Annotated in this window: 11 protein-coding genes; 2 read left to right on the forward strand and 9 right to left on the reverse strand. The window is 69.6% G+C overall.

Annotated features, from left to right (window positions below):
* Positions 1-294 precede the first annotated feature (294 nt).
* The 3 genes from EEJ42_RS18220 to thyX all read right to left on the reverse strand — a co-directional run bounded on the left by EEJ42_RS18220 (position 295) and on the right by thyX (position 3,980).
* Entirely contained in the window at positions 295-1,980 is a 1,686-nt protein-coding gene (locus tag EEJ42_RS18220) for a ribonuclease J (RefSeq protein WP_123100982.1), read from the reverse strand.
* 124 nt (positions 1,981-2,104) lie between these two features.
* Positions 2,105-3,046, reverse strand: a complete 942-nt coding sequence (locus EEJ42_RS18225) for a 4-hydroxy-tetrahydrodipicolinate synthase family protein (RefSeq protein ID WP_123100983.1) — start codon at positions 3,044-3,046, stop codon at positions 2,105-2,107.
* Between the two features lie 169 nt (positions 3,047-3,215).
* Positions 3,216-3,980, reverse strand: a complete 765-nt coding sequence (gene thyX / locus EEJ42_RS18230; RefSeq protein ID WP_123100984.1) for an FAD-dependent thymidylate synthase — start codon at positions 3,978-3,980, stop codon at positions 3,216-3,218.
* 243 nt (positions 3,981-4,223) lie between these two features.
* Between thyX and EEJ42_RS18235 the strand changes: the two genes are divergently transcribed.
* Positions 4,224-4,460 (forward strand): hypothetical protein, encoded by a 237-nt coding sequence (locus tag EEJ42_RS18235; RefSeq protein WP_123100985.1) that lies wholly within the window; start codon positions 4,224-4,226, stop codon positions 4,458-4,460.
* 64 nt (positions 4,461-4,524) lie between these two features.
* The gene (locus EEJ42_RS18240) at positions 4,525-5,112 is read left to right on the forward strand and encodes a hypothetical protein (RefSeq protein ID WP_123100986.1); all 588 of its coding nucleotides are present in this window, start codon (positions 4,525-4,527) and stop codon (positions 5,110-5,112) included.
* Here the strand turns inward: EEJ42_RS18240 and EEJ42_RS18245 are convergent.
* The 6 genes from EEJ42_RS18245 to EEJ42_RS18270 all read right to left on the reverse strand — a co-directional run.
* On the reverse strand, positions 5,109-5,573 hold the full coding sequence (locus EEJ42_RS18245) for a tetratricopeptide repeat protein (protein WP_123100987.1): 465 nt from the start codon (positions 5,571-5,573) through the stop codon (positions 5,109-5,111). The genes EEJ42_RS18240 and EEJ42_RS18245 overlap by 4 nt on opposite strands.
* A gap of 10 nt (positions 5,574-5,583) precedes the next feature.
* Positions 5,584-6,336 carry a 4-hydroxy-tetrahydrodipicolinate reductase gene (gene dapB / locus EEJ42_RS18250; RefSeq protein ID WP_123100988.1) on the reverse strand — a complete coding sequence of 251 codons (753 nt, stop codon included), beginning with the start codon at positions 6,334-6,336 and terminating at the stop codon, positions 5,584-5,586.
* A 27-nt stretch (positions 6,337-6,363) separates the two neighbouring features.
* On the reverse strand, positions 6,364-7,743 hold the full coding sequence (locus EEJ42_RS18255) for a M16 family metallopeptidase (RefSeq protein ID WP_123100989.1): 1,380 nt from the start codon (positions 7,741-7,743) through the stop codon (positions 6,364-6,366).
* A complete protein-coding gene (locus tag EEJ42_RS18260; protein WP_123100990.1) occupies positions 7,740-9,971 on the reverse strand; it encodes a polyribonucleotide nucleotidyltransferase in 2,232 nt (743 codons plus the stop codon). The genes EEJ42_RS18255 and EEJ42_RS18260 overlap by 4 nt, the downstream gene beginning before the upstream one ends.
* 399 nt (positions 9,972-10,370) lie before the next feature.
* Entirely contained in the window at positions 10,371-10,658 is a 288-nt protein-coding gene (gene rpsO / locus EEJ42_RS18265) for a 30S ribosomal protein S15 (protein WP_009714645.1), read from the reverse strand.
* Between the two features lie 217 nt (positions 10,659-10,875).
* Positions 10,876-12,409 (reverse strand): amidase (locus EEJ42_RS18270; RefSeq protein WP_148081986.1); only part of this gene is annotated, 1,534 nt, incomplete at its 5' end.

A 12,409-nucleotide genomic window follows, 5' to 3' on the forward strand; every position in this document is an offset into this window, starting at 1 on the left:
CCTTTCGGCTTTCCGGCCTTTCGTGTTTCCAACCTTACCAGATCCGTTTTCCGTTCCGTTTCCGGTCCGAATTCCGTTTCCGGTGGCCGTTGGAGGGCCTTCCCTTTCGGTGTCTCCGACTTTATCAGAATTCTCTGAGCCGGATTTCCACCCCCACCTTCGGGCTCCTCCGAAGCGGTCTGAGTGCTCCGGGTTCCCCCTCTGGCGGAGCCGTAAACGTACTGGAGCGGGGCTCCTCGATGCAAATCGAGGAGCCCCGCCCGGGGTTCAGCACCTGCTGGAGCTGAGGCCGTGTCAGACCTCGACCACCACGGGGAGGATCATCGGGCGCCGGCGGTAGCTGTCGGACACCCACTTGCCCACGGCGCGGCGCACGAGCTGCTGGATCTGGTGCGTGTCCGCGACGCCGTCGGAAGCCGCCTTGGCCAGGGAGTCCTCGATCTTCGGGATGACCGCGGAGAAGGCCCCGTCCTCGATGCCGGAGCCTCTCGCCTGGATGTGCGGACCACCCACGATCTTGCCGGTCGTGCTGTCCACGACCACGAAGACCGAGATGATCCCCTCCTCGCCCAGGATCCGGCGGTCCTTGAGCGAGGTCTCGGTGACGTCGCCGACCGAGAGGCCGTCCACGTACACATAACCCGCCTGCACCTTGCCGGTGATCTTCGCGATGCCGTCGACCAGGTCGACCACCACTCCGTCCTCGGCGATGACACAGCGGTTCTTCGGAACCCCGGTCAGGGCGCCCAACTCGGCGTTGGCGCGCAGATGGCGCCATTCGCCGTGGACCGGCATCAGGTTCTTGGGCTTGCAGATGTTGTAGAAGTACAGCAGCTCACCGGCCGAGGCATGGCCGGAGACGTGCACCTTGGCGTTGCCCTTGTGGACGACGTTCGCGCCCCAGCGCGTGAGCCCGTTGATGACGCGGTAGACCGCGTTCTCGTTGCCCGGGATGAGCGACGACGCCAGGATCACCGTGTCGCCCGGGACGATGCGGATCTGGTGATCGCGGTTGGCCATCCGGGACAACGCGGCCATCGGCTCGCCCTGGGAGCCGGTGCAGACGAGCACCACCTCGTCGTCCGGGAGGTCGTCCAGGGTCTTCACGTCCACCACGAGGCCCGCCGGGACCCGTAGATAGCCCAGGTCACGGGCGATCCCCATGTTGCGGACCATTGACCGGCCGACGAAGGCCACCCGGCGCCCGTACTCATGGGCCGCGTCGAGGATCTGCTGGATGCGGTGCACATGGCTGGCGAAGCTCGCGACGATGATGCGCTTCTGGGCGCTCGCGAAGACCTGGCCCAGCACGTTGGAGATGTCGCGTTCCGGCGGGACGAAACCGGGGACCTCGGAGTTGGTGGAGTCCACCAGGAGCAGGTCGATGCCCTCCTCGCCGAGCTTGGCGAAGGCGGGCAGGTCGGTGAGACGGCCGTCCAGCGGCAGCTGGTCCATCTTGAAGTCGCCGGTGTGCACGGCCAGGCCGGCCGGGGTGCGGATGGCGACCGCGAGGGCGTCCGGGATGGAGTGGTTGACCGCCACGAACTCACACTCGAAGGGCCCGATCCGCTCGAGGTTCCCCTCCTCCACCTCCAGCGTGTACGGGCGGATCCGGTGCTCCTGGAGCTTCGCCTCGATCAGGGCGAGGGTGAGCTTGGAGCCGATCAGCGGGATGTCCGGCTTCTCGCGGAGCAGGAACGGCACGCCGCCGATGTGGTCCTCGTGGCCGTGCGTGAGCACGATGCCGTCGATGTCGTCGAGACGGTCCCGGATGGACGTGAAGTCCGGCAGGATCAAGTCGACTCCGGGCTGCTCCTCCTCGGGGAAGAGCACCCCGCAGTCGACGATCAGCAGCCGGCCACCGTACTCGAAGACCGTCATGTTGCGGCCGATCTCGCCGAGGCCCCCGAGCGGGGTGACGCGCAGGCCACCCTCCGGGAGCTTCGGCGGCGGGCCGAGCTCAGGATGCGGATGACTCAAAAGACTCTCCTCACCACGCGCGCCACATGCCCCCTGGGGCACATGGCGCGCGTGACATTCGTGCACTTGCTGATGTGTCTGTATGCAGTTGTGAAGTATGAAGGTGCGACGATCGCGTCTTTGACTAGAGCTGTACCCCGCCAGCGGCAAGATCGCGCTTGAGCTGTTCCGTTTCCTCGGGAGTCAGCTCCACGAGCGGCAGGCGCAGCGGCCCCGCGGGCAGGCCCTGGAGGGCGAGCGCGGCCTTCGACGTGATGACGCCCTGGGTGCGGAACATCCCGGTGAAGACCGGGAGCAGCTGCTGGTGGATCTCCGTTGCCTTCGCGACGTCGCCCTGGAGGTGCGCTTCGAGCATCGCGCGCAGTTCGGGGGTGACGAGGTGGCCCACCACGGAGACGAAGCCCACGGCGCCGACCGACAGCAGCGGCAGGTTCAGCATGTCGTCGCCGGAGTACCAGGCGAGGCGGCTGCGGGCGATGGCCCAGCTGGCACGCCCGAGGTCGCCCTTGGCGTCCTTGTTGGCGACGATGCGCGGGTGCTCGGCGAGCCGGACCATGGTCTCGGTGCTGATCGGGACACCACTGCGGCCGGGGATGTCGTAGAGCATGNTGATCGGGACACCACTGCGGCCGGGGATGTCGTAGAGCATGACCGGCAGGCCGGTGGCGTTCGCGATGGCGGTGAAGTGCCGGAGGATGCCTTCCTGCGGCGGCTTGCTGTAGTACGGGGTGACCGCGAGCAGGCCATGGGCACCCGCCTGCTCCGCCGCGCGGGCGAGCTCGACGCTGTGCCCGGTGTCATTGGTGCCGGCTCCGGCTACGACGTGGGCGCGGTCGCCGACCGCCTCCACCACGGCTCGTACGAGCTCGGCTTTCTCCGCATCGCTGGTGGTCGGGGACTCGCCGGTGGTGCCGTTGACGATCAGGCCGTCATTGCCGGCGTCCACCAGATGAGTGGCGAGCCGCTGGGCGCCGTCGAGGTCGAGCGCTCCGTCAGCGGTGAATGGCGTGACCATGGCGGTCAGCACCCGCCCGAAAGGGGTCTGCGATGTGGATGTCGGTGCCATGGGCACCACGCTACTCGTAGCGCGCCCCGCGGCGCTCCCTCGGGGCGCCGGAACAGCGTCATCAGAGAGGACCCGGCACTGCCTGCTCGGGGGTTCAAGCAGTGCCGGGCCCCTTTGTTCAGCCTAGATGAACTTCTCGAAACGCCGCAATACGGACACTTCGCTCGCGCTACGGAGCCACCCGGCCATTGGCGTTGAAGGCGGCGTGCGTGAGCGGCATCAGCCCGGCCCACGCCTCCTCCATCTTCTCCCCCACCATCTCGATCTCCCGCTGGGGGAAGGACGGCACGGCGGCCTGCTCGTGCTGGGTGCGCAGACCCAGGAAGTGCATCAGCGAGCGCGCGTTGCACGTCGCGTACATCGAGGAGTACAGACCGACCGGGAGCACCGCGCGGGCCACCTCGCGGGCGACCCCGGCGGCCAGCATCTCCTGGTACGCCTCGTACGCGTGCCGGTATGCGTCCTCCATCGCGCGGCCGGTCAGCGCGTGCTGCTCGGGGGTGCCGTCGACGAACTCGTACTTGCCGGGGCGGCCCTGCTGGACCAGCTTGCGGTCCTCGCCGGGCACGTAGAAGACCGGCTCCAGGCGGCGGTAGCGACCGGACTCCTCGTTGTACGACCAGCCCACGCGGTGCCGCATGAACTCGCGGAAGACGAAGATCGGGGCGCTGATGAAGAAGGTCATCGAGTTGTGCTCGAACGGGCTGCCGTGCCGGTCGCGCATCAGGAAATTGATCAGACCCTTGGAGCGCTCCGGGTCCTTGCTCAGCTCGTCGAGGGACTGCTCACCCGCGGTGGACACCCTCGCGGCCCACAGGACGTCGGAGTCGGCGGCGCTGTGCTTCACCAGCTCGACGGTCACATCGCTGCGGAAACTGGCCTTCTCGGTCTCGGCCGGGTTCGCGGCCGGGGTCTCGGCGGGGGTCTCGCTCACCGACGGGTCCTTCCATATCGCATCGCTCGGGGCGGGCCCAGCTTACGGGCCACCACCGACAGACCCGCACCGCCGGATCCGCACCGCCGGATCCGCACCGCCGGATCCGCACCGCCGGATCCGCACCGCCGGATCCCCGCAGAAAATTTTGACTGAAGTTCTTGAAACAGGGCACCAGGACGGCCGTTCACACGTCCTACACACTGAAGTGCCCGCGCTCGAGGTTCCAAGGAGAGCCCGCTCATGTTCCGCCGGCGAGAGCCCGTACCGTTCGCCTTCGTCGCCGAAGCCGACCGTTTCCGCAGTAATGTCACCCCTCCGCCCCGTCCCCGGGCGTCCCGGACCGAGATAACCGGCCGGACGCTGATGGGGCTGACGATCGTCGCCGGGTTCGTCGGCGCTCTGATGTTCGGGATGCCCGCACTCGACAGCCAATCGCACCCTGCCCAGCAGGTGCAGGAGGCATCGAACGGGCGCTGAGCTGCACTGAGATAGCCTCACTCAGCACAGACCATCTGGACGTGTGTGTGAGTGAGGACATCCCGTGCCACTGCCCTTCCTGACAGCAGACCGCGCACATGACGACGACCGAGCGGGGCCCGAAGCGGCCCCGCTCTCGCGTACCGACGTCACGTACGCCGATGTCGCCTACGAGGACCCGGAGCGCCGGCGCCGCCCGTACCGGCCGGGTCCCTGGAGGGTCGGCGGGGCGGCGGTGCTCCTGCTGCTCGCCTCGTATCTCCTCTTCTCGGCGCTGATCATCGTCCTGGCGGGCTCCGGCTCCGCCGCGGGGGTGTGCGTCGCCGCGGCGGCGCTGGTGATCGCTTTCGCGGTGCGGATGGTGGGGGCGGGCGTCCGGGTGAGCACGCGGGAGCTGCGGCGGACCGGGCTGATCACGTCCACCACGGTCGCCTGGCAGGACGTCGCGGCGATACGCACGGTCCAGCAGCCGGTTCGCTGGCTGGGGCTGCCGCGCACCGTGCAGGGTCAGGTGGTGCTCGCCGAGCGGACGTCGGGCGGCACCCCGCTGACCCTGATCACCAGCCACGACACCGATTTCCTCGGGCGCCCCGAGGCCTTCCGCGCGGCCGCCGACGCCCTCGACGGGTGGGCGGCCCGGCACGGGCGCTAGGGAGCGTTTCCGGCCCGGACCGGCTTGCCGTCGTGGAGGGCGATGGCGCGCTGCATCGCCTTGCGGGCGCGGGCGGTGTCGCGGGCGTCGTGGTACGCGATGGCGAGCCGGAACCAGGAGCGCCAGTCCTCCGGCGAGGCCTCCGTCTCGGCCCGCCGCTTCGCGAAGACCGCGTCCGCCGAGTCCCGGTCGATGCGACCACTGGGCGTCCGTACCAGCTCGTCCACCGGAAGCCCGCCCTCGGCGTCCAGTTCGCGCGCGAGCCGGTCGGCGTTGCGCGCGAACTGGGTGGTCTGCCACAGGAACCAGCCGCCGATGAGCGGCAGCACCAGGACGGCCGCGCCGTAGGCGATGGTCACCGGGGTGCCCTGCTGGATGAGCAGCACCCCGCGGTCGCCGACCAGTACGAAGTAGACGACCAGGACGGCCGCGAGAACGAAATACGTGATCTTTGCGCGCACCGGTGTGCCCTCAGTCCAGATCGAGGAAGTGTTCCAGGCCGAAGGTCAGGCCGGGGGTGGTGACCACGCGCCGCGCGCCGAGCAGGATGCCCGGCATGAAGCTGCTGTGGTGGATCGAGTCATGGCGGATGGTGAGGGTCTCGCCCTCACCGCCGAGCAGGACCTCCTGGTGGGCGAGGAGCCCGCGTAGCCGTACCGAGTGCACCGGCACCTCGTCCACCGAGGCGCCCCGCGCGCCGTCCAGCGCCGTGGCCGTCGCGTCCGGCTGCGGGGCGCAGCCGGCCTCGCGGCGGGCCTCGGCGATGAGCTGGGCGGTGCGGGCCGCGGTGCCCGAGGGGGCGTCCACCTTGTTGGGGTGGTGCAGCTCGATGACCTCGACCGACTCGAAGAAGCGCGCGGCCTGGCGGGCGAACCGCATGGTCAGCACGGCGCCGATGGAGAAGTTCGGGGCGATGAGCACGCCGGTGCGGGGCGAGCCGTCGAGCCAGCCGCGCAGCTGCGCGAGGCGCTCGTCGGTCCAGCCGGTGGTGCCGACGACGCCGTGGATGCCGTGGCGTACGCAGAAGTCGAGGTTGCCCATCACCGAGCCCGGGTCGGTCAGCTCGACGGCGACCTCGGCGCCCGCCTCGACCATGGTCTCCAGCTTGTCGCCCCGGCCCAGCGCGGCGACCAGCTCCATGTCCTCCGCGGCCTCGACGGCTCGTACGGCCTCGGAGCCGATCCGGCCCTTGGCGCCGAGGACGGCCACGCGCAGCTTGCTCATCGTTCCTCTTCCCTGGAATCTCTCCGGCTAGGCGACGGCCTCGTCCAGCCGGGCCGCCTGCTTGTCCTTCAGCGGGCCGATGACCGACAACGAAGGACGCTGCCCCAGTACATCGCGGGCCACCTCGCGCACCTCGTCCGGGGTGACCGACTGGATCCGGGCCAGCATGTCGTCCACCGACATCTGGTCGGCCCAGCACAGCTCGCTCTTGCCGATGCGGTTCATCAGCGCGCCGGTGTCCTCCAGGCCGAGCACCGTGGAACCCGAGAGCTGGCCGACGGCGCGGCGCAGCTCCTCGTCGGTGAGGCCGTCGCGGGCGACCTGGTCCAGCTCGTCGCGGCAGATCTTGAGGACGTCGTGCACCTGGCTCGGACGGCAGCCGGCGTAGACGCCGAAGAGGCCGCAGTCGGCGAAGCCGGAGTTGTAGGAGTAGACGCTGTAGGCGAGGCCGCGCTTCTCCCGGACCTCCTGGAAGAGGCGGGAGCTCATGCCGCCGCCGAGCGCCGTGTTGAGCACGCCGAGCGCCCAGCGCCGGTCGTCGGTGCGCGGGATGCCGGGCATGCCGAGGATGACGTGCGCCTGCTCGGTCTTGCGGTTCAGCAGCTCGACCCGGCCCGCGGTGCGGATCGCCCGGGAACCGGAGCGCGGGGCGATGGGCTCCGCGTCGCCGCGGGTGAGGGCGCCCGCCTGCTCGAACGCGTCGCTGACCTGCCGGACGACCGTGTCGTGGTCGACGTTGCCCGCGGCGGCGACGACCAGGTGGGTCGGGTCGTAGTGCTTCTTGTAGAAGCGGGCGATCTGGTCGCGGCCGAGCCCGTTGACGGTGTCGACGGTGCCCAGGACCGGGCGGCCGAGCGGGGTGTCGCCGAGCATGGTGTGCGCGAACAGGTCGTGGACGCAGTCGCCCGGGTCGTCCTCGGTCATCGCGATCTCTTCGAGGACGACGCCGCGCTCGGCGTCCACGTCCGCCGCGTCGATCACCGAGCCGGTCAGCATGTCGCAGACGACGTCGATGGCCAGCGGCAGATCGGTGTCGAGCACCCGCGCGTAGTAGCAGGTGTACTCCTTGGCGGTGAACGCGTTCATCTCGCCGCCGACGGCGTCGATCGCGGCGGAGATGTCCAGCGCGCTGCGCCGCCGGGTGCCCTTGAAGAGCAGGTGCTCCAGGTAGTGGGTGGCGCCGTTCAGCGTGGGGGTCTCGTCGCGGGAGCCCACGTGCGCCCAGATGCCGAAGGTGGCCGAGCGCACGGACGGCAGGGTCTCGGTGAGGATGCGCAGACCGCTCGGGAGGGTGGTCCTGCGGACCGTCCCGATGCCGTTCTCCCCCGCGAGAAGCGTTTGGGTACGGGCGACGGCCCGCCCCTCCGAAGAGGTGCGGGCCGTCGTCACGTCGTCGCGGGACGTCACTTGGCGGCTTCGTCCTTCGCCTCGTCGTCCTTGTCGTTCTTGTCGTCTTCACCCTCGATGACCGGGTGCAGCGAGAGCTTGCCGCGCTGGTCGATCTCGGCGATCTCGACCTGCACCTTGGAGCCGACCGCGAGCACGTCCTCGACGTTCTCCACGCGCTTGCCACCGGCGAGCTTGCGGATCTGCGAGATGTGCAGCAGGCCGTCCTTGCCCGGGAGCAGGGACACGAAGGCACCGAAGGTGGTGGTCTTCACGACCGTGCCCAGGTAGCGCTCGCCGACCTCGGGCATCGTCGGGTTGGCGATGCCGTTGATGGTCGCGCGGGCGGCCTCGGCGGCCGGGCCGTCGGCGGCACCGATGTAGATCGTGCCGTCGTCCTCGATGGTGATCTCGGCGCCGGTGTCCTCCTGGATCTGGTTGATCATCTTGCCCTTGGGGCCGATGACCTCACCGATCTTGTCCACCGGGATCTTGACGGTGATGATCCGCGGGGCGTTCGGGGACATCTCGTCCGGCGTGTCGATGGCCTCCATCATCACGTCGAGGATGTGCAGCCGGGCGTCGCGGGCCTGCTTGAGGGCCGCGGCCAGGACGGAGGCCGGGATGCCGTCCAGCTTGGTGTCCAGCTGGAGGGCGGTCACGAACTGCTTGGTGCCGGCGACCTTGAAGTCCATGTCACCGAACGCGTCCTCCGCACCGAGGATGTCGGTGAGGGTGACGTAGTGGGTCTCGCCGTCGATCTCCTGGGAGATCAGGCCCATCGCGATGCCCGCGACCGGGGCCTTCAGCGGCACACCGGCGTTCAGCAGCGACATCGTGGAGGCGCAGACCGAGCCCATGGAGGTCGAGCCGTTGGAGCCGAGCGCCTCGGACACCTGGCGGATGGCGTACGGGAACTCCTCGCGCGTCGGCAGCACCGGCAGCAGCGCCCGCTCGGCCAGCGCGCCGTGGCCGATCTCGCGGCGCTTCGGGGAGCCGACGCGGCCGGTCTCACCGGTGGAGTACGGCGGGAAGTTGTAGTTGTGCATGTAGCGACGGCGCGTCTCGGGCGAGAGCGTGTCGAGCTGCTGCTCCATGCGGAGCATGTTCAGCGTGGTGACGCCCAGGATCTGGGTCTCGCCGCGCTCGAACAGCGCCGAGCCGTGGACCCGCGGGATCGCCTCGACCTCGGCGGCGAGCGTACGGATGTCCGTGACGCCGCGGCCGTCGATGCGCTTCTTCTCCTTGATGACGCGCTCGCGCACCAGGGACTTCGTCAGCGAGCGGTACGCGGCGGAGATCTCCTTCTCGCGTCCCTCGAACTGCGGCAGCAGCTTCTCGGCGGCCAGACCCTTGACGCGGTCCAGCTCGGCCTCGCGCTCCTGCTTGCCCGCGATGGTGAGCGCCTGGGACAGCTCGTCGCGGACGGCGGCGGTCAGCGCCTCCAGGACGTCGTCCTGGTAGTCCAGGAAGACCGGGAACTCACCGGTGGGCTTGGCGGCCTTGGCGGCGAGGTCCGACTGGGCCTTGCACAGCACCTTGATGTACGGCTTGGCGGCCTCGAGGCCGGCCGCGACGATCTCCTCGGTCGGCGCCTCGGCACCGTCCTTGACCAGCTGGATGGTCTTCTGGGTGGCCTCGGCCTCGACCATCATGATCGCGACGTCGCCGTCTTCCAGGACCCGGCCGGCGACGACCATGTCGAAGACGGCGTCCTCCAGCTCGCTGTGGGTCGGGAAGGCCACCCACTGGCCCTTGATCAGGGCGACCCGGGTACCACCGATGGGGCCGGAGAAGGGCAGGCCCGCGAGCTGGGTGGAGCAGGAGGCGGCGTTGATCGCGACCACGTCGTAGAGGTGGTCGGGGTTGAGCGCCATGATCGTCTCGACGATCTGGATCTCGTTCCGCAGGCCCTTCTTGAAGGACGGGCGCAGCGGGCGGTCGATCAGGCGGCAGGTGAGGATCGCGTCCTCGGACGGGCGGCCCTCACGACGGAAGAACGAGCCGGGGATGCGCCCGGCGGCGTACATGCGCTCCTCGACGTCGACCGTCAGCGGGAAGAAGTCGAGCTGGTCCTTGGGGTTCTTCGAAGCAGTGGTGGCCGACAGCACCATGGTGTCGTCGTCCAGGTAGGCCACGGCCGAGCCGGCGGCCTGACGGGCCAGGCGGCCCGTCTCGAAACGGATGGTGCGGGTGCCGAAGGTGCCGTTGTCGATGACGGCCTCGGCGTAGTGGGTCTCGTTCTCCACCAGGGAAATCTCCTCTTCTGCGTCCCCGTCCGTATGACGGTGGACGGTGGTGGAGCAGCGCCTCCGGGCCTTGCTGTCCGGCGGCCGGGCCGGTCTTCGATCGAAGCCACCGGAATTGCCAGTTCCGGGAGCCACTACCGAGGACCGGCTCCTATGGCGCCGGGGCGGCGGGAATGAGGCGCTCCTCCTCGTGCGTTATGGCGTTGTTGGGACCAGACTACAAAGCTTCGGCCATCATCACGATGGGTGTGTGGTCTGGCGCGTACGGGACGTAGCGGACAAAATACGCTCCGCACGGGGCCGTAGGGCGCGGCGCTATGAGCCGCGTACGGCCGCAAGGAGCCGCGTACGGCAAAGGGAGCGGCCCCCTGACGCGGGAACCGCTCCCTCCACGACGACTTACTTGGCGCCCGCCGCACCGCGACGGATGCCGAGGCGCTCGACCAGCGCACGGAAGCGCGTGATGTCCTTCTTCGCCAGGTACTGGAGCAGCCGGCGGCGCTGGCCGACCAGCAGCAGCAGACCACGGCGGGAGTGGTGGTCGTGCTTGTGGGTCTTGAGGTGCTCGGTCAGGTCGGAGATGCGGCGCGAAAGCAGCGCGACCTGGACCTCCGGGGAGCCGGTGTCGCCTTCCTTCGTGGCGAACTCGGTCATGATCTGCTTCTTCGTAGCGGCGTCGAGCGACACACGTACTCCTTGGTTCTCTGTTTCAGCCGCCGAGTGCCCCTGGTCTTTGTCTCAGGGGATCTTCCGTGACTCGGAAGGCGGGGTCCGCTGGGCGCTGTCTCCAGGACCTTCGGGGAAGGCTCCGGGGGCGCGTACGCAAACGGCCAGCACACAGAGTACCAGTGTCCGGACCCGGCTCCGGAGGCAACGGCTACGCGCTGGCCGCCGCGGCCAACGGCTATGCACTGGCGGCCGCGGCCTCCACTGCGTCCAGCAGCGGCCGGACGACGCGCTTGGCGGGCTCCAGGACCGGATCCGCCGGACGCCGCCGATGCCAGTCGGTGACCGCCTGATAGGCGGCGACCACCTCCAGCAGGCGGTCCTCCTCGTACGGGGCGCCGCCGAGGATCGCGCCGGTCGGCAGGCCGGCCGTGAAGCCGATGGGGAAGCCGATCTCCGGAAGGCCCAGGATGTCGAACGGTACCGGGCTGGTCTGGAGCAGCACGTCGCAGTGGTCGAACGGACCGTCGAGCACCGCGCGCAGCAAGTGGTGCTTGGCGCGCTGCGCGGTGATCCACTCGTCTCCGGAGAGCATCAGCCCCTGGAGCCAGCTCAGCACCGAGACGCCGAACTTCGTGAGATCCTCGCGCAGCCAGTGCCGGAACGGCTCGGTCCGCTCGCTCAGGCGTGCGGCGTTGAACGCGCCACCGGTCAGCAGCGACCAGTCCGTGGGGTAACGGATCTCCACGAGGGTGACGCCGGGCAGGTCCGCCAGGGTGTCCAGGAGCGCCGAGCGCCGGGCGATGCCGTCGGTGAACCCCGGCGGCACACCGATCCGGGTGGGCCGGCGGAGCCGTACCTTCCCCTTGGACGAGACCACGGGGGTGGCCGCGCGCACCAGGTTGGGCAGCCTCGGCAGACCCCGGGTCCGCGGATCCTCGGCGTCCGGCCCGGCCATGACGGTCAGCATGATCGCCGCGTCCATCGCGTCGCGGGCGATCGGACCGCAGTGGTCCCGGGTGTACGACAGCGGGATGACGCCGTTCAGGGAGACCCGGCCCATCGTGGGCTTCAGCCCGGTGAGGTTCTGCCGGTTGGCCGGGTTGACGATGGAGCCGCCGGTCTGGGTGCCGATGGAGGACGACGCCATCCGGCCGGCGACCGCACAGGCCGGACCCGTGGACGAACCGCCGGGGTCGATGAGCGGGTTGTCGGGCGTCCAGGCGTTGACGGTGGTGATCATGCCGTTGGGCGTGGTGGCACGGGTGGTGGCCAGCGGTCCCATCTGCCCCTTGCCGAGCAGGATGCCGCCGGCCGCCTTGAGCCGGGCGACGGCGGTGGCGTCGGTGACCGGGATGAAATTTTCGAAGATGAACGAATTGGCCCGGGTGGGCACGCCCTTGGTGAAGTAGTTGTCCTTGACGCACAGCGGAACCCCGGCCAGGGGTGCGGCTTTTCCGTCCTCGCTGCGGCCCGACCGGTTCGCCCGGTCTGCCGCGTAGGCCGCGAGCAGCGCCTGCTTCCCGGTCACCTCGGCGTACGCCTGGTAGGTCTTGTCGTACTTCTCGATCCGGTCCAGATACGCCTGGACGAGGTCCGCGGAGGTCAGGCGGCCGGTGCGGATCAGGACGACGGCCTCGGCGAGCGTGGCCTCCGTGGGGTCGTGCCGCGCCGCCTCCCGCACCGGCAGGTCGGGCACGTCGACGGCGGGGGCGTCGGTGCCGTCGGGCGCCTCGGGGGCGGTGGGCGCGTCGGGCGTACGGGCCGGGGCC

Origin of the sequence: Streptomyces botrytidirepellens, from assembly GCF_003721215.1 — a bacterium.
Taxonomy (GTDB): domain Bacteria; phylum Actinomycetota; class Actinomycetes; order Streptomycetales; family Streptomycetaceae; genus Streptomyces; species Streptomyces himastatinicus.